Annotated in this window: 15 protein-coding genes and 1 pseudogene; 6 read left to right on the top strand and 10 right to left on the bottom strand. The window is 43.7% G+C overall.

Going from position 1 to position 16,987, the window contains the following annotated elements; translation table 11 throughout:
• Positions 1 to 120: 120 nt before the first annotated feature.
• The gene (locus QEP06_RS05160; protein ID WP_285269343.1) at positions 121 to 411 is read left to right on the top strand and encodes a hypothetical protein; all 291 of its coding nucleotides are present in this window, start codon (positions 121 to 123) and stop codon (positions 409 to 411) included.
• Between the two features lie 68 nt (positions 412 to 479).
• Here the strand turns inward: QEP06_RS05160 and QEP06_RS05155 are convergent, their stop codons facing one another.
• Both QEP06_RS05155 and QEP06_RS05150 read right to left on the bottom strand, forming a co-directional pair.
• Complete coding sequence (locus tag QEP06_RS05155) at positions 480 to 1,667, bottom strand: homogentisate 1,2-dioxygenase (RefSeq protein ID WP_285269342.1); 1,188 nt, start codon at positions 1,665 to 1,667, stop codon at positions 480 to 482.
• 92 nt (positions 1,668 to 1,759) lie between these two features.
• The gene (locus tag QEP06_RS05150; protein ID WP_251834221.1) at positions 1,760 to 2,113 is read right to left on the bottom strand and encodes a DUF4260 domain-containing protein; all 354 of its coding nucleotides are present in this window, start codon (positions 2,111 to 2,113) and stop codon (positions 1,760 to 1,762) included.
• A gap of 182 nt (positions 2,114 to 2,295) precedes the next feature.
• On the opposite strand from QEP06_RS05150, the gene QEP06_RS05145 reads away from it, so the two are divergent.
• On the top strand, positions 2,296 to 4,629 hold the full coding sequence (locus QEP06_RS05145) for a polyribonucleotide nucleotidyltransferase (protein ID WP_285269341.1): 2,334 nt from the start codon (positions 2,296 to 2,298) through the stop codon (positions 4,627 to 4,629).
• 364 nt (positions 4,630 to 4,993) lie between these two features.
• Here QEP06_RS05145 and QEP06_RS11705 read toward each other — a convergent pair.
• A pseudogene (locus QEP06_RS11705) lies at positions 4,994 to 5,446 on the bottom strand (IS200/IS605 family transposase).
• A 358-nt stretch (positions 5,447 to 5,804) separates the two neighbouring features.
• A complete protein-coding gene (locus QEP06_RS05130; protein ID WP_285269338.1) occupies positions 5,805 to 6,443 on the bottom strand; it encodes a hypothetical protein in 639 nt (212 codons plus the stop codon).
• Between the two features lie 374 nt (positions 6,444 to 6,817).
• Between QEP06_RS05130 and QEP06_RS05125 the strand changes: the two genes are divergently transcribed.
• On the top strand, positions 6,818 to 7,153 hold the full coding sequence (locus QEP06_RS05125) for a HopJ type III effector protein (protein ID WP_285269337.1): 336 nt from the start codon (positions 6,818 to 6,820) through the stop codon (positions 7,151 to 7,153).
• A 54-nt stretch (positions 7,154 to 7,207) separates the two neighbouring features.
• A complete protein-coding gene (locus QEP06_RS05120) occupies positions 7,208 to 7,342 on the top strand; it encodes a hypothetical protein (RefSeq protein ID WP_262601872.1) in 135 nt (44 codons plus the stop codon).
• A 38-nt stretch (positions 7,343 to 7,380) separates the two neighbouring features.
• Here the strand turns inward: QEP06_RS05120 and QEP06_RS05115 are convergent, their stop codons facing one another.
• The 6 genes from QEP06_RS05115 to mutY form a co-directional block, all read right to left on the bottom strand.
• Positions 7,381 to 8,316: an NAD(P)H-dependent flavin oxidoreductase gene (locus tag QEP06_RS05115; RefSeq protein WP_285269336.1), complete on the bottom strand. Its 936-nt coding sequence runs from the start codon at positions 8,314 to 8,316 to the stop codon at positions 7,381 to 7,383.
• A 228-nt stretch (positions 8,317 to 8,544) separates the two neighbouring features.
• Positions 8,545 to 9,909, bottom strand: a complete 1,365-nt coding sequence (locus QEP06_RS05110) for a peptidylprolyl isomerase (protein WP_251834214.1) — start codon at positions 9,907 to 9,909, stop codon at positions 8,545 to 8,547.
• Positions 9,910 to 9,977: 68 nt separating this feature from the next.
• A complete protein-coding gene (locus tag QEP06_RS05105) occupies positions 9,978 to 11,807 on the bottom strand; it encodes a peptidylprolyl isomerase (RefSeq protein WP_285269335.1) in 1,830 nt (609 codons plus the stop codon).
• A 57-nt stretch (positions 11,808 to 11,864) separates the two neighbouring features.
• Positions 11,865 to 12,785: a PfkB family carbohydrate kinase gene (locus QEP06_RS05100; protein WP_285269334.1), complete on the bottom strand. Its 921-nt coding sequence runs from the start codon at positions 12,783 to 12,785 to the stop codon at positions 11,865 to 11,867.
• Positions 12,786 to 12,824: 39 nt separating this feature from the next.
• On the bottom strand, positions 12,825 to 13,379 hold the full coding sequence (gene gldD / locus QEP06_RS05095) for a gliding motility lipoprotein GldD (protein WP_251834211.1): 555 nt from the start codon (positions 13,377 to 13,379) through the stop codon (positions 12,825 to 12,827).
• Between the two features lie 209 nt (positions 13,380 to 13,588).
• Entirely contained in the window at positions 13,589 to 14,617 is a 1,029-nt protein-coding gene (gene mutY / locus QEP06_RS05090; RefSeq protein ID WP_285269333.1) for an A/G-specific adenine glycosylase, read from the bottom strand.
• A gap of 47 nt (positions 14,618 to 14,664) precedes the next feature.
• On the opposite strand from mutY, the gene QEP06_RS05085 reads away from it, so the two are divergent.
• A complete protein-coding gene (locus QEP06_RS05085; RefSeq protein ID WP_012782072.1) occupies positions 14,665 to 14,955 on the top strand; it encodes an HU family DNA-binding protein in 291 nt (96 codons plus the stop codon).
• A 403-nt stretch (positions 14,956 to 15,358) separates the two neighbouring features.
• Positions 15,359 to 16,918: a ribonuclease E/G gene (locus QEP06_RS05080; RefSeq protein WP_285269332.1), complete on the top strand. Its 1,560-nt coding sequence runs from the start codon at positions 15,359 to 15,361 to the stop codon at positions 16,916 to 16,918.
• Positions 16,919 to 16,987 lie beyond the last annotated feature (69 nt).

Below are 16,987 nucleotides of genomic sequence, written 5' to 3'. Positions count from 1 at the left end.
TCCCTTTACACCCCTGATGAGGAATGTCATTTTTGAATAAAATCATTAAAAAAATAAATTTCGCGTTTCAAAAATCTCTTACTTTGCTCTAAATGAAGGTTTAAATCTTTAAAATTCAAAATGATGAACACAACCATTAGAAATTCTACGCTTTACGGTATTCCGGCGATGTTGCTGGTCTTACCTTTAGTGGCGATGCAGTTTACAAAGGAAGTGAACTGGACGGTTTCCGATTTTGTAATCGGCGGAATACTGCTTTTCGGCACTGCCGGAATCATTGATTTTGTGCTTAGAAAGGTGAAGAGCCGCCGAAACCGCCTCATACTCAGTGTGAGTGTGCTGCTGGTTCTTATGCTGATCTGGGCAGAACTGGCCGTCGGGCTTTTTGGGACGCCATTCGCCGGCAGTTAGATTTTAATCAAAAGAAAGCTGCTCCGAAGTTTCGGGGCGGCTTGTTTATGTTTAAAATGTTCGCAAACCTATTCCTGTGAACGGTCTTCCAGATGATTGTCCATTGTGTCCAGCCACGAAGTTTTGTACGTAGGATCTTCCACTTTCAGTGCTTCCTCAGTTAATTTCAAAGGTCTGAAAGGATCCACCATCACCGCATATTCTTCCGTAAATTTTTTCCCGATACTGCGTTCCATTGCGCCGGGATGAGGTCCGTGAACAATTCCGCCCGGATGCAGCGTAAAGTCCATTAAATCTATATGGTTTCGGCTCATGAAATCACCTTCGGTGTAAAAAAGCACTTCGTCTGAATCGATATTGGAGTGGTTGTAAGGTGCCGGAATGGCCAGCGGATGGTAATCGTACATTCTCGCCACAAAGGAGCAAACCACGAAATTGTGCGCCTCGAAAGTCTGGTGAATTGGCGGCGGCAGGTGAACGCGCCCAGTGATAGGTTCGAAATTTTTAATATTAAATTTAAACGGATAAAAATAGCCGTCCCAGCCCACAACGTCGAATGGATGCGTGGCGTAGATGAAATCCCAGATTTGGTTTTCCTTTTTTACCTTGATTAAGAAATCGCCTTTTTGGTCGATAGGTTCCACGAAAGTCGGTGTCTCAATATCGCGCTCACAAAATGGTGAATGTTCCAGTAATTGCCCAAATTCATTCCTGTAACGCTTCGGCGTGTAGATTGGCGAATGACTTTCAACGATCATGAAGACGTTGTTCTCGCTGAAAAGTTCGAGCTGATAAATGGTGCCGCGCGGAATGATGAGGTAATCTCCGACAGAAAACTCGAGGTTTCCGACAAAAGTTTTTAAGATTCCGGTGCCTTCGTGCACGAAAAGCATTTCATCACATTCGGCATTTTTATAGAAATATTCTGTTGATATGCGTGGTTTTGCGAGACCCATTTTCAGGTCGTTATTGAGCATGAGGATTTTGCGGCTATCCAGAAAATCGTCTTCGCGCGTCACATTCATGCCTTTGAACATTCTTGGCGTTACGTTTTTCGCAACCGCAATCTTTGGTGTTACATCTTTCGGTTCACTGATCGATTTTATCTGTGTCGGCCGATGGATATGATACAGCAAAGATGAGATTCCGTGAAAACCTTCGGTGCCGAAAAGCTGTTCGTAGTAGAATTTGTCGTCTTCAGATTTAAAAACGGTATGTCTTTTCTGCGGAATTTTCCCGGAATGATGGTATCTCATGTTCTGAACTTTTCTTGATAGTAAAATTAATATTTTTTTTCAGCTTTAAAGATTTATGTAAAAGACCGGTGAAACCTTTAGCCAAAAGAAAATTACGCTTTACCGATTCGCCCCAAATGGGTATTGTGGAAACTGTCTGGAAATTTCAATCCGTAACCGAGGATCCTGTCAAATGCCGAATGCGTAAACAAAATGATTCCTGCAACTTCCAAATTGTGAATATTTAAATATTTGCCCAAAACAAAACATAGAACTCCGGACGCAAAGTGATGGAAGATATTGTAGGAAACAGCGCCAACGCGATTTCCCGCCGCGTAGCCCAGCATTGAGATATCCGGCATGAAAAAAAAGGCAAGAAACCACCACCAGGAAATTCCGGTTTGGTGAAATGCAAAGATGCCGATGAGGAAAAGTGCGGTATATTCGGCTTTCAGAAGTGTTTTCATAGATCGTTTTTGGCGATGTGTCGGGGAAATTGAGTGTATGTTACCTAAATCCCGCGCTGCGGCAGACGCTCCGGCCCTTACCATCTTGGTTAAGGTGATTTTCTGTATCTTTGCCCTCGAAATTTAAAAAGATTAAATATTTAACCGCACTCAATACGGAGTGCCCAAGACGAACAGATTTTATGAATGCTCCACAAGCAATTATTGAAAAAATTCAATTAAAGGATGGTAGAGAGATCACCATCGAGACAGGGAAACTGGCCAAGCAGGCCAACGGATCTGTAGTAGTAAGAATGGGCGGAACGATGCTTCTGGCAACCGTTGTAGCCAACAAAGATGCAAGCCCGGGCGTGGATTTTCTTCCACTGACGGTAGATTACAGAGAGAAATTCTATTCAGGAGGTAAAATCCCCGGAAACTTTTTCCGTAGAGAAGCCAGACCATCTGACGAGGAAATTTTAACGATGAGACTGGTAGACCGCGTTTTGCGTCCGCTTTTCCCGGACGATTTCCACGCTGAAGTTCAGGTGATGATTTCCCTGATTTCTTATGATAAAGAATGTATGCCTGAAGCACTGGCTGGTTTGGCCGCTTCTGCTGCCATTGCAATCACGGATATCCCTTTCAACGGACCGATGTCTGAAGTAACGGTAGCCAGAATTGACGGACAGTTAGTTGTAAATCCAAGCAGGGAGAATCTGGATAAAGCAGACCTTAACATCCTTGTAGGTGCTACCAAAGATTCTATCGTAATGGTAGAAGGTGTGATGGACGAGATTACCGAAGAGGAAATGATCGAAGCCATTAAATTCGCACACGAAGAAATTAAAGTTCAGGTTGAAGCGCAGGAAAGGCTTGCTGAAAGAGTAGGGAAATCTTTACCAAAAAGAGAATATACCCACGAAACACATGACGAAGAAATTCGTGAAAAGGTTTGGAAAGATACTTTCGACAAAGTTTACGAAGTTGCTAAAACTCCGTCTGCAAAAGAAGAAAGACATGATAACTTCAAGGCTGTTCTGGAGGAGTTCTTAGCTCAGTATTCAGAAGAAGAACTGGAAACTGTAAAGCCATTTGCCAAGATCTATTTCCACGATGTGGAGAAAGAGGCAATGAGACAAATGATCCTGAACGAGAAAATCCGTCTGGATGGCCGTACGCCGGAAACTATCCGTCCGATCTGGTCAGAAGTGGATTACCTGCCGGGAGCTCACGGATCTGCAGTATTCACCAGAGGTGAAACTCAGTCTTTAACAGCTGTAACTTTAGGTTCAGTGAAAGATGCCAATATGGTAGATTCCGTAGCCATCAATTACGACGAGAAATTTTTCCTTCACTATAACTTCCCGCCGTTCTCTACAGGTGAGGCAAGACCTTTAAGAGGTACATCAAGAAGAGAGGTTGGTCACGGAAACCTGGCACAGCGCGCTCTTTCAAGAATTATTCCGGCAGAAAACCCTTACACGATCCGTATCGTTTCTGATATCCTTGAATCTAACGGTTCATCTTCAATGGCAACGGTTTGCGCCGGAACATTGGCTCTGATGGACGCAGGTGTACAGATCACGAAACCGGTTTCGGGTATTGCAATGGGATTGGTAACTGACCCTGAATCGGGTAAGTTTACTGTTCTTTCTGATATCTTAGGAGACGAAGATCACTTAGGTGATATGGACTTTAAAGTAACCGGAACGGCAGACGGAATCACAGCCTGCCAGATGGATATCAAAATCCAGGGTCTTTCTATGGACATCATGGAAACTGCTTTGAAACAAGCGAGAGAAGGACGTCTACATATCCTTGGTGAAATGCTGAAAACCATCGACGCACCTAGAACTGACGTTAAACCACACGCTCCGAAAATGGAAGTACTCGAGATTCCTAAGGAATTCATCGGTGCTGTTATCGGACCTGGCGGTAAAATTATTCAGCAGATGCAGAAAGATTTCGATACGGTTATTGCGATTGAGGAAATCGGTGAGATCGGAAGAATTGAAATTTCCGGCGTGAGCAGAGAGAATATCAACGCGACCATTGCAGCCATCAACGAAATCACTTTCGTACCGACTGTAGGCGAAGTTTACCAAGGTAAGGTTGTGAAAGTAATGGATTTCGGTGCTTTCGTAGCAATTGCTAAGGGTACTGAAGGTCTTCTTCACATCTCAGAAATCGAATGGGCAAGACTTGACAAAGTTCCTTACAACGAAGGCGACATGGTGGAAGTGAAATTCATGGGTTATGATGACCGTAAGAAAATGAAACTTTCACGTAAAGTACTTCTTGAAAGACCTCCAAGACCGGAGCGTAAAGAAGGTGAAAGCGATAACCGCGAAAACCGCGGCCCAAGAAACGACCGCAGAGACGGTGGTGACAGAAGACCGGGTGGGAACAACAGAGGCGGTAACGACAGACCACAGCACAGTGGGCGCCAAACCGAGAAACCTGCTGGCGAAGACACCTTCAAGCCACTGAACGAAAGCGAAAATACAGACGATGTGAAGCCGGAAGGTTTTTAATTCTGAATGTATATAAATACGGAACCACCTCGATTTGAGGTGGTTTTTTTTGTACCCCGAATTGCATTCGGGGTGACGCATATTCGACTCCTTCGGAGTCGCGGGATGTGTGCAAGCCGTATGCTGTGATGCGCTTACGCTGCGTTACAGGTAGTCCGTACTCCCCCCTTTCTCCGCGAACGGGATTCGGGGTGATGCACGTTCGACTCCTTCGGAGTCGCGCGATGTCCTCCCACGCCCACCACGCCGAACTCCGTAGGAGTTCACTTTCCTTAATCCCACACAAGCGAAGCGCCGTGCGGGGATTACGAGCCTCGGGGCCACGCGCCCACGTCACTCCACCCACACCGAACTCCGTAGGAGTTCAATTATCAACCCAAAACCATTTGATGTCGTCCTCGATTTCTGCGTCTTTCCACAAACGGTGAATTTCTTCTTGGAAACTTTCGTTTCTGTGGTGAGTCTGCTGATTTTTAATATAGTTAATCAACATGTCTTTCTCCCTGATGGAGTAGGTGAACGCGCAATATTTAATGCCTCACCCGCGGAACTCCGGAAAAAGCCCGGATTGTTTCATCCATTTCGAGGAAGCTACTTTAATATCTTTCACCAGATCCGCCAGGGCGACAGACGGATGCAGGTCAAAAAGGATGTGCACGTGTTCTTCCATCCCGTTAATGCGGTAGAGAACACAGTTTTGGTTTTTAAGGATCCCCCAGATGTAGCGGTACAGTTCCGGGGCCTGGCTTAAAGGAATTGTTTTACCGCTTGCTTTAGTACGGAAAACCAGATGGTACAGAATTCGGGTGTAAGCCATAGCGAAAATTTCTGCTTATTGTGATGGAACAACTTTGAGGGACGCTATCCACAAAAAAACCTTGACAAGGTTATGTATACGCCGTAATCTGCGGGATGAGTTTCGGAAGGTTCGCCACATTGCGCGCGTACTTCTGATTGTGATGCCATCTTGTTGTGTTTTAGGTTGTTGAGAAGTTAATGTAGAAATTATTTCGGAATGGGTGAGATTTTTTTTGTTGGTTGGGGAAAAAACTCCGAAGTAGTAGACCTCGGAGTGGGATTTATAAAGTCGGCTTTCTTTTGAGTAGGCTTAAAGTGGGGAGAGTTTGCACAGCGTGGAACCTTGATTAAACTTCATACGTGCTTGTAGAAATATCTTATTTGCTGCTGTGCTTTTTAAGTTTAGCGAAATTCAACATTAATTTCTTCGTGCCATCTTCGAATGTTATTTCACCTTTATACTCGGCCAAGCTACTTGGATTTCCTTCGAGTTTTATGACTTCGCCTACTCCAAATCTTTCGTGTAAAACAAAATCCCCAACCTTTAGGTCTTTTATTTCTTCTAAGGGATAATTTTGTTGTTCGTAGTGCTGGCCAATATGTTGAGCAAATCCTCGTCTAGTGGCGAAATCTTTTCCTTTATCAGCTTTTTCAATATAACTTAATCTACTTTCAATTGACGATAGCGAGTTTAAAATTAGCTCTGTGTCGATTGATATTTTTGTCTCACTTTCTACTTTCGCTGGTGTTATTCCTAACAATTTTATTAATGAGTTTATGTCATTTTCATTTTCTTCGTAAGTTAGTGTCAGATTTTGCGCTAGGTTTTCAATAGTTTCTCCCACACTATCAATCCTTAATGATTCATCGTAAACAATATCGCGAAAACCTTGTATATCAAAAATTCGGGTAGTTTTTGCGTCTTTTATTAATGAAACAGGTTTGTTGAATGCTTGTCTTATTCCTAATTCATATAATACATTGGGATTTCTAGAGCTTAGATCGCAGATTGCCATATCAGATTCAATTATCTTTTTTACAATGTCAAGTGCAATATAATTTGTATTAATGACATCATCCGCTCTCAAGGGACTAAATCCCGCTAGTTCGCAAGCTGGCTATATGATATATTCGTAAACTCTTCTGAAATGCCCATTTTCATATGTTGACACATCACTAATTGGCATTATTATAAAACAACTTTTCATCGGTAAAATATTTATAGCATTGCAGATATAAAAAATACCAATAACCCCATTGTGGTGTATTGGTCTCATGAATGTGAACTTCATGAGCAACCAAATATAAACAAGTTTCGATAATTATGACTTACGGAAAATAGCTAAATAAATTGCATCTTTGAGTGCGTAAGAAATAATTAAAATATAATATGCTCCTCACCCAACTCAAAACCTCCCCACAAACCATAGACTTTAAAGACGTCATCGCCTACATCCACCAACATTACCATTTCACGCCCACAAAATTTACCAACGGAAATGCGGTGAATGAAGCGGGTGAAAATAACGGCTCGTGTAAGGTTTTCAGTTTTGCAAAGCTGAAAGGGCTTAGCGAAGAGGAAACGCTGGCGCTGTTCGGGGAGTTCTACCGGACAGATGTGCTGCAAAATCCTGAGGGCAGCGACCACCAGAACATCCGTAACTTTATGCAATCGGGCTGGGGCGGGATCGCTTTTGAAGGTGAGGCGCTGGCAGATAAGGGGTAACGGCGCAAGGGTGTTTGGCTTAATTCTTGAAACCTTACCGGAAAATAAATTATTATGAATCCTACACTTTTAAGAAAGGTCCTGATGTGGGTAGCGCCCATCGCTATCGGTTATGTAATGAAAAAATACGAAGCGAAAAGAGCTAAGAAAACTCAGGATAAGGCAATGGCGCAAAACGCGCATGCATAAAAGAAATTCCGTCTCAGTTCTTGGGACGGAATTTCTTTTTAAATATCGAAGCTTGTGGCTTCGCGGTATTCTTTCAGCAGATTCTCAAAGACTTTTTCAACCGGCAGTATTTCATTAATTAAAGCCGAAACCTGCCCAATCTCGAGTTCGCCTTCCTCCAGATCACCTTCAAACATTCCTCGTTTTGCGCGCGCACGGCCGAGCGTTTGTTTTAGAGCTTCGGCATCACGTCCTGTTTCATAAAGCTTTTCAAGGTCGTGGAAGAACTTGTTTTTTACGAGTCTTACGGGCGCGAGTTCTTTAAGCGTGAGCTGCGTGTCGCCTTCGTTGAGGGAGATGACTTTGTTTTTCCAGTCGGTGTGTGAACTTGCTTCTTCGGTGGCTGCGAAACGCGAACCGATCTGAACGCCGTCGGCGCCCAAAATCATCGCGGCTTTCATCTGCGAACCGAGTGCAATTCCACCCGCGGCAATCAGTGGTTTCGAGATGTGTTTTTTAACGTTTGGAATGAGACAAAAAGTGGTGGTTTCGTCACGGCCGTTATGTCCGCCGGCTTCGAAGCCTTCCGCCACGATCGCATCTACACCGGCGTCTTCACATTTCATTGCAAACTTGGTGGAAGAAACTACGTGCGCTACTTTCAGACCTTCCTTCTGAAGTGTTTCGGTGTAGGTCTTGGGGTTTCCGGCGGAGGTGAAAACGATCTTCACGCCTTCTTCCAGGATTATTTTAATGACTTCATCGAGGTTGGGATAGAGCATCGGAATGTTCACGCCAAAAGGCTTGTCGGTGGCGGCTTTGCATTTCCGGATGTTCTCGCGCAGAATGTCGGGATACATACTTCCTGCACCGATGAGTCCGAGACCGCCGTTATTGGAAACCGCGGAGGCGAGACGCCAGCCTGAATTCCAGATCATGCCGCCCTGAATGATGGGATATTTGATCTCGAAGAGTTGAGTGATGGTATTGGTCATAGGGTAAAGATAAGGAGGAATGAGGAAAGAGCAAAGAGCAAAGAGAAAAGAGGCGAGAGTTGAGAGCCAAGAGCCAAGAGTCAAGAGCCAGGAGTCAAGAGGGAAATGGAAAGTACAGGCGCTTATAACATGGGGCTGCTTCTCCGCCGCGGCGGATCGCAATGACGCTTGCTAACGGCGCATTGCAATGACGCAAAAAAAATCTCCGCGGGAAGCGGAGATTGTGTTTTAGTTTGAGGCCGTAGTCTTGCGCCAGTCTGTTTTGAAGGTGCAGGTTTTGTACCGGTCGTTGATCGAGATGAAGACGTTTGGCAGTCTTTCTTTCACCCATTGCTCTACCATTTCATTCTTCTTCTTGTTGAGCGCCATCTGCTTGATGCGGTCGTAGTCGGTGTTGATGTCGAGCTGGTGTGCCGCGATGACGTCATCAACCTTGATGATTGAAACCACTTTACGGTCACGTTCTGTATCCTGGAAAACATCGGTGATGTCGCCTTTGTTTAGACCCGCGATCTGATAAGACAGGGTAGGCGGAAGGTTCAGCTTCTCGATACGGTCTGAGCCGTCCTGCGAAGTGACGATGCCCGCGTTGAACTTGGTCTGTTTGTCGTCTGAAAAACGGTAAGCAGCTTCCTTGAAGGTAAGCTTTCCTTCCATTATCAAAGTACGGATGCTGTCGAGTTCTTTGCGTGCAGTGGCGATTTCGTCAGCATTTGGTTCTGCTTTTAGCAGGATATGGCGTGCATCGTACATCCGGCCGCTCTTCTTCACGAGCTGGATGAGGTGATAGCCAAATTCTGATTCTACAGGCTCTGAAAGCTCGCCTTCCTGAAGATTGAGCGCTGCGGCCTCGAACGGTTTTACCATCTTGCCACGTGCGATATTGGTGTAAAGTCCACCGTTGGATGCTGAGCCGGGATCATCAGAATAAATTCTGGCCTGGCTTTCGAAAGATTCGCCACCTTCGATGTCTTTTTTGATTTTATTCAGACGCGCAATGATCTCGTTTTTGTGATCGTCTGTCAGTTTTGGGTACATCGTGATCTGCGAAAGGCTTACTTCATCTTTTACTTCCGGCAGCTGAAATTTGTACATATTGAAGAAATCGGTAACCTCGTTCGGCGTTACATCCGCCTTATCAGTGATGCGCTGAAACTTCATTTGCCCGTAGTAATTATCGGTATCGATTTTCTCAATGGCATTTTTCATTTCATAAGACGTGCGGAACTTGTACGTGGTGAGCATCGTTTTTTCGTCTGGAAACTGGCCAAGGATTTGCGTATACTTTTGGTTTGCCTGCTCCTTGATCGCCTGAGAACGGTTTTCGATAAGCGTATCACGTTTCGCTTCGTAAATAAGGAGTTTGTTGCTGATAATGCTTTCCACGAACTCGCATTTGTCTGCTACCTGTGCGCCCTGCTGTTTTGCGAAGTTTGCCTGGTCTTCAATGTCTGATTCCAGAATAATTTCGTCTCCCACTACCACCGCGATGCCGTCTACCAGGTCGCCGGTTTTCAGCTGTGCACTGATGTTGATGCTGAAAAAGCTGAGGATGAATGTGGTGAGAAGAACGAATTTTATGTGTCTGTTCATTATCTGTTTATTTTTACGATTTGCAAAATTATCAATCTGGCCGACATAACCTGCATGTTTTGTTATAATTATTTCTTAAAGTTCTTTTCAAGGTCGGCTCTGAAAGCGGGTTCTATTACTATTTTGGTTTTTGCCTTTTGCGTGGCGATGATCTCTCGAAGTTTTTCTTCGGTCACGGCATCTTTCAGCATTTCTGCAGATTCTGCTTCCGTCATCTGCATCGGCGGCAAAATTTTGTCGATTGCAATCACCAGATCGCGCTCCGCCATTTTGGTCTGATGAACGCCGGTCTTGAAAGGGACTTTGTACTTGGTGAAGACATCAGCATCTTCAGACATTTCGCCTTTCTCAAAATGTACAAGGATCTGCTTTTTGTCATTCAGCTTGCCGTAATACTTGGCGTTCAGCGTATCCCAGTTCTTTGGTGTTTTGATTTCCTTCGCAATTTCTTTTGTCAGCTTAGGGTCCGCGATGATCGCCACGCGGCCTTCGGCGCGGTTGCCCCACATGTAGCGGGATTTGTTGCGGTTATAGTTCTCGGTAAGCCACTGCGGGTTTTTTGCAATTTCTTCGCTGATGTATTTTGAGAAAATATAGTCCGAGTAGAGACCGCGTTTGTAGTCGTCAAGTTCGGCTTGAATGTTTTTCTGCTTGGCGAAATTTTCGCTGTAGTAGCCCAGAAGATGTCCCTGCTGTACACTTTCGAGCGCTTCACCCCAAATGGCAGGAGACATTTTCTCTGCTTCGGATTTTTGGTCGCCAATCAGTGTCTTGATGTCCCCAACGGTGGTCTTTCGGCTCCCGGTAGCGTATAAAACGGTATTGTCTTTGGCCGCAGCAAAGGCCTGGTAGGATTTTTTTGCCTGCTGATATTCTGGGAACTCTTTGTACGAAGGGTCTGCCTTCAGGTAAGCGATCATCGCATCCTGAAGTTTTTCGCCGTAAAGTGTAGCGTTCATGTCTTTGATGAAAAAGTCGCGGTTTTTTTCAGTCAGCGTGTAGGGCTCAACATTATAAATATTAAAAACAAAATATTTGTCGCCAAAAAGTACAGGTTCAGGCGTATAATAGCCAGATTTCTGCCCTTTGAACAAGTTGTAAATCTCCGCAGGAAGCGTAGGTGAACCCATCACCACGCCGCCGCTTTCCTTCTCGTGTTCAGAAGCGCCGTAAAGTTTCGCGACTTCGCGAAAAGATTTACCGGCATTAAGGTCCGTGTAAATCTTGTTTTTTGTGGTTTCGTAATTTTCGTCTTTCGGGATAGAAAGTGTGCCGAAAATCATGTAGCCCAAGCTTGGCCGTGAACTTAAAACTTTAGCGAAAGCCACATAGCCGGGCGTGTCAATCAACTTAGTATAGCTGTTGTTCGGCAGGTTTTTAAGTTCGTCGTAAAGGTTAATGTCAACACTTCCGGGTTTGACAAAGATAGCCGCCGGATTTCCTTTGGTGTACTTCTTCACCGCCTCATCCATCGCTATTTTACCCGATTTTACATCGCTGTAGATATGCTGATAATTGTTTTTATCGCCTTCCGTTTTTTGGATGATGAAAATCTGCACCTCCTTTTCAGTAAGGTTGTCTTTCATATAACCATTCAGCACAGGATCAATCACTTGCTTTGGATAGAAAAACTTTTCACGCAGTTCACCTTCTTTCTCCACCATCTTTTCACGAAAAGCCATCGTGGTGTCGGCCTTCTTTTCCGCGGCGAACTGCTGAAGAAGAATAAAGTCTTCAGTGGAAGCCAGCGTCTTTTCTACGCCGGTGTTTTGCAGACCGTACTGGTATTCTTTCTTGAAGTTGGCCAGCGAAATACTGTCTTTCCCGATAATCATGTACTGGGCCTGCAATGCAAGTCCCACCATTAAAGTAAAACCAAATGAAAATATTTTTTTCATACTATGTTGCGATATTGTGCTTTTGCTTTGTTTAAAGATTTCAAATGAAACCGGCAGTTAGACTTCCACTTCAAACGAAGTCAATTCTTTGAACTCCTGAATTCGCCTGTTCATTTCTTCTTCCGTCACTTCCTGAAGTTTTTCGGTTCCGAATTTTTCTACAGTGAAAGATGCCATGGCAGAACCGATAATCAGCGCAGACTTCATCGTTTCGAAACTGAAATCGCCTTTTTTGGCTAAGTAAGATGCAAAACCGCCTGCAAAAGTGTCTCCGGCGCCGGTAGGATCGAAAACTTCTTCAAGCAAAAGTGCCGGAATAGCGAAAACTTTACCCGCATGGAAAAGTAGTGCGCCATGTTCACCTTTTTTGATGATCACATATTCCGGACCCATCGCGTGGATTTTTTTAGCTGCTTTGATCAATGAATATTCACCTGAAAGTTGGCGCGCTTCTTCGTCGTTGATGGTGATGACATCGGTTTTTGCGATCATCTGCATCAAAACGTCCCAGGCTGTATCCATCCAGAAGTTCATCGTGTCGAGAATCACCAGTTTTGGCTTTTGGTTCATTCTTTCTAAAACTGAAAGCTGAACACCCGGATGAAGGTTCCCGAGCATAAGAATTTCCGCGTCCTGCATGGAATCCGGAATCTTAGGGTCAAAGTTTTCAAGTACGTTCACTTCAGTCACCAAGGTATCGCGGGAGTTCAGATCGTTGTGGTATTTGCCGCTCCAGAAGAAGGTTTTACCGTCTTTCACGATTTCGATTCCTTCGATATTTACGCCACGGTTTGTCAGCATATCGAGATCAGATTGCGGAAAATCTCCTCCAACTACCGACACAATACCCGATTTTACATTCAGAATAGAAGCTGCGATGCCTATATAAGTTGCGGCGCCGCCTAAAATTTTGTCAGTTTTCCCGAATGGTGTTTCAATGGCGTCAAAAGCGACGGATCCTACGACTAAAAGTTTCATATATATTTATTATTATTTCGAATTATGGGAACTTATCGGTTACCTCCACTCAAAAGTATCGATAAGGTGTTGAAGGTCTTTTTTGATATAATCTACGGCTGGCGCCAGTGAATCTGGCTTTGGCCTGGAATTGAAATATAAGTTGGCGGTAACATAATGTCGCGTAGAATCGGTCACGAAAAACTGCACGTTGGACGCAGTAGGACCTTTCAGTTCATAAAAATTACCGAAAACCTTTCGTTCAGGATAGCTGAAAGATTTAGTGTCGATCGCACTTGCTTTTATGGTGTGCTCGTACACCATTTTCTCGGACTCCTTGATGTGCAGTGCGAAATCATTTTTCACCGGGAAATAGGTGATAAAGACTTTGGCCTTCATTTCCGGGTAAGAAATGTAATACCAACATTCATTTTTGGCATTTTCAATTTTGGCAAAAGCCGAATGCTCAAATGAAAACCCACACGGCGAGCTGTACCGAGTATATTTGGCTGCAGGATATTCTAACCGAAGTTCACCGCTGGGTTTCGGTTTCGCATCCTCTGCGCACGAAATGGTGAAAAGTCCCAGTAAAGTGATAATTAGGTTTTTAAACATCGCGCAAAAGTACGAATTTGGTTTGAGATTTCGGCGGGGAGTTGTGTGGTGTAAAAGTCTGAAGCAAAGCAGTTTTAAAAAGCAGAATTTAGGAACCCTCTTTAGGTGTTTATCAATCATTTAATTCCGAGAATCCCTAAATTCTATTTTTAAAAAATCAGTTTGAGGAACAACTGCTTTAGACATTAGACTGCGATTTAATCTGTGGGTTAAATGGTTGTCAGATAATTTTCAAGTGGTTTTGGGAATGATTTTCCGTGTGATCCTTCTAGTGAAATTGCCGTAAAACCGCCTTCCGAAGCAAACTCCAGAAACAGTTTTTCGTCGTCTGGCGAGACCTTATAGATATGAATCGTTAATTTTTTATGCGTAAGCTGATGTGTAACGGTTTTTTGATGGGAAATATTATCCTTAAAGTCGTCTCTTATTTCGTTTGGGAATTCGTACAGTTTCTTCCAGATAAAATCATCGCCGCGCTGGCGAATCAAAAAGTTGCCGGCAAACTCTACAAAATAGTAAGTAAGTTCCAGGTCGCTTACTTTCGTCCGCTTACTTTTTACTGGAAACTTCGTAGTCAGGCCCAGATTATAGGCTAGGCAATCTGTTTGCAACGGACATTCATCACATTTCGGATTTCTTGGCCGGCAAACTTCGGAGCCTAAGTCCATCATCGCTTCGTTAAAGTGTCCCGGTTCGTTCTTCGGCATCATCATCAGCGCCAGTTCGGAAAAGTAACTGAAGGCTTTTGAGGACGAACTATCAAAATCATCAGCAAAAATTCGCGACAATACGCGGTAAAAATTTCCGTCCACCGCTGGTAATACCGCACCAAAACAGATGCTCGAAATGGCTGCCGCCGTGTATTTCCCAATACCGCGCAACTTGAGAATATCTTCATATGCTGACGGAAAGTTGCCGCCGTAGTCATTCATGATCTGCTGCGCAGCTTTGTGTATGTTGATGGCGCGCGAATAGTAGCCGAGACCTTTCCAGTACAGGATGACTTCATCACTTTCAGCGTCAGCCAGTGTCTGCACATCCGGAAAGCGTGTGATGAAATTGTTATAATGATTCAAACCCTGCGAAATGCGTGTTTGCTGGAAGATGATTTCGCAGATCCAGATCTTGTAAGGATCACGCGTATTGCGAAACGGTAAATCTCTGCCGTGCGTTCTGTACCATGCCAAGAGTTTCTCACCAACGTGAAGAAAATCAGCATTTTGTTTTTTACTTGTCAAAAAATGTTGTTATATTTGCACACCAAAAATATAAATAAATAAAGGAAATGACAAAGGCAGAATTGGTGAGCACCATCTCAAATAAATTGGGTACTGAAAAGAATGAAACTCAGAAAGTTGTGGAGGCGTTCATGCAGGAAATCAGAACTTCAATGTACAATGGGGATAATGTTTATTTAAGAGGTTTCGGTTCATTCGTAATTAAGACCAGAGCAGCAAAAACGGGAAGAAATATTTCAAAAAATACGGCAATCGAGATCCCGGCTCACAATATTCCGGCTTTTAAACCTTCAAAAACTTTCGTAGAGAAAGTAAAAACTAAAGTAGCAGTAAAATAATAAACGATAAAATATAAGTTACAAACTAAAAATTTTTAAATTATGCCAAGCGGAAAGAAAAGAAAGAGACACAAGGTTGCTACTCACAAAAGAAAGAAAAGAAGAAGAGCGAACAGACACAAGAAAAAGTAATCAATTCGCGATCTACCATATAACAATATAGTTGGTGTTTTTATTTTTATAAAATTTCACCGACTATATTTTTGTTTAAGCCAAAATTTTCCGCCGTGGAAAAACTGACATGAAAAAGAGCAAAATGCTCTGTTTTTTGTTTTTTAAATACTTTGTAATCCACGGCTATATCAGGCTTTAGCTATAATAAAAATCGTACGGTTTTGAAGTAAATTGGTCCGCCGAAATCCTGGCCGGCACTTTGGAATCTTATTTATTCCTCGGTAATACAATGAAGAAAGAATTAATCATATCGCATGAAGATGAAAAATCAAAAATAGCACTGCTCGAAGACGGGCGGCTGTTTGAACTGCATGAGCAGGAAGATAAAAGCGACTTTGTGGTGGGCGATCTGTTCATCGGCAGAGTGAAAAAACTTGCGCCAAACCTGAATGCGGCTTTCGTAAGCATTGGCTACGAAAAAGACGCGTTCCTACACTATCAGGACCTCGGACCGCAGTTCCTGACGTATAAAAAATTTCTGAAGGACACTTTTTCTAAAAAACAGTCGACTTCATCCCTAAAGAATTTCGATATCCAGCCTGAAATTCACAAAAATGGCCTTATCGATAAAGTTGTCGCCAAAGATGACAGCGTAATTCTCCAGATCACTAAAGAACCGATTTCTACCAAAGGTCCGCGAATTTCTACACAGATTTCGCTTACCGGACGTTTTCTGGTTTTGATTCCGTTCGACAAAAGTGTCTCGATCTCAAAGAAAATAGCGAGCGCGGAAGAACGTGAGCGTCTCAGAACCTTGATTGAAAGCATTAAGCCTGAAGGTTTTGGTGTAATCATCCGCACAGTTGCTGAAGGTAAAAAGGTGGCGGAGCTACACAATGACATGAATCAGCTGGTTCAGAAATGGGAAACCGCTTTCCGTAATCTTCAGAAAAACAAAGTTCCAAGCCGCGTGTTGAGCGAGGAAGATAAAGCCTCCGCGATTCTTCGTGATAATTTCAATGCAGATTTCGTATCGATCATTTGTGATGATGAGCAGATGGTTCAGGACATGCGTTCATACCTTGAAGTGATCGCGCCGGAACGCAAAAATATCGTGCAGTTCTACGATAAACCCATTCCTTTGATGGAATATTACAACGTAGAAAAGCAGCTTAAACAAAGCTTCGGAAAACACGTAAATATCCCCAGTTCTAAAGGCGCGTACCTCGTTATCGAGCATACAGAAGCACTTCACGTGGTAGATGTAAACTCCGGTAACAATATTTCATCCGGCAACTCTGCGAGCAGAGAACATGCGCTGAATGTCAACAAAATGGCCGCGACAGAAATTGCACGTCAGCTTCGCCTGCGCGATATGGGCGGAATCATCGTCATAGATTTCATCGACATGATCAATGCAGACCACCGCCGCGATCTCTACGAACACCTGAAAAGCGAGATGAGCCGCGACAAGGCACGGCACAAGATCTTGCCGCCAAGCAAATTTGGCCTCATTCAGCTTACGAGACAGCGCACGCGTCCTGAAAACATCATTGAAACCAAAGAGGAGAACCCGAACGCTGCGGGCGAAATTTTAGCGCCAATCGTGGTAGTGGAAAGGATGGAAGAAATGATCCGCAATATCATTCAGAAAGAGAAAGGAAAGATCTTCCTTCATGTGCATCCGTTTGTGGAAGCCTATCTTACCAAAGGGATCATGAGCATCCAGGCAAAATGGTACGTGAAATACAAAAAATGGGTGACCATCATTCCGCGTGACTCATTTAAATATTTGGAATATAAAATCATCAATGCACAAAAGCAGGAGCTGGTGAGCTATTCCAATTAAAGAAATTCTAAAGAAAGAACCCTGAGAAGTGGTTCTTTTTTTTGTTTTAAATTGTTACAAATGGTTGAT

The sequence above is a fragment of the Kaistella rhinocerotis genome, from assembly GCF_030243905.1.
Taxonomy (GTDB): Bacteria; Bacteroidota; Bacteroidia; order Flavobacteriales; family Weeksellaceae; genus Kaistella; species Kaistella rhinocerotis.
This window is presented reverse-complemented; position numbering and strand designations above follow the sequence as displayed.

Bases quoted from the DNA above. Each gene is read 5' to 3' on its own strand.
- QEP06_RS05100 (WP_285269334.1), bottom strand. From the start codon at position 12,785: ATGAAACTTTTAGTCGTAGGATCCGTCGCTTTTGACGCCATTGAAACA.
- QEP06_RS05115 (WP_285269336.1), bottom strand. From the start codon at position 8,316: ATGACCAATACCATCACTCAACTCTTCGAGATCAAATATCCCATCATT.
- QEP06_RS05080 (WP_285269332.1), top strand. From the start codon at position 15,359: ATGAAGAAAGAATTAATCATATCGCATGAAGATGAAAAATCAAAAATA.
- QEP06_RS05105 (WP_285269335.1), bottom strand. From the start codon at position 11,807: ATGAAAAAAATATTTTCATTTGGTTTTACTTTAATGGTGGGACTTGCA.
- QEP06_RS05145 (WP_285269341.1), top strand. From the start codon at position 2,296: ATGAATGCTCCACAAGCAATTATTGAAAAAATTCAATTAAAGGATGGT.
- QEP06_RS05150 (WP_251834221.1), bottom strand. From the start codon at position 2,113: ATGAAAACACTTCTGAAAGCCGAATATACCGCACTTTTCCTCATCGGC.
- QEP06_RS05110 (WP_251834214.1), bottom strand. From the start codon at position 9,909: ATGAACAGACACATAAAATTCGTTCTTCTCACCACATTCATCCTCAGC.
- QEP06_RS05085 (WP_012782072.1), top strand. From the start codon at position 14,665: ATGACAAAGGCAGAATTGGTGAGCACCATCTCAAATAAATTGGGTACT.
- QEP06_RS05130 (WP_285269338.1), bottom strand. From the start codon at position 6,443: ATGGCAATCTGCGATCTAAGCTCTAGAAATCCCAATGTATTATATGAA.
- QEP06_RS05160 (WP_285269343.1), top strand. From the start codon at position 121: ATGATGAACACAACCATTAGAAATTCTACGCTTTACGGTATTCCGGCG.
- QEP06_RS05155 (WP_285269342.1), bottom strand. From the start codon at position 1,667: ATGAGATACCATCATTCCGGGAAAATTCCGCAGAAAAGACATACCGTT.
- gldD (WP_251834211.1), bottom strand. From the start codon at position 13,379: ATGTTTAAAAACCTAATTATCACTTTACTGGGACTTTTCACCATTTCG.
- QEP06_RS05120 (WP_262601872.1), top strand. From the start codon at position 7,208: ATGAATCCTACACTTTTAAGAAAGGTCCTGATGTGGGTAGCGCCCATC.
- QEP06_RS05125 (WP_285269337.1), top strand. From the start codon at position 6,818: ATGCTCCTCACCCAACTCAAAACCTCCCCACAAACCATAGACTTTAAA.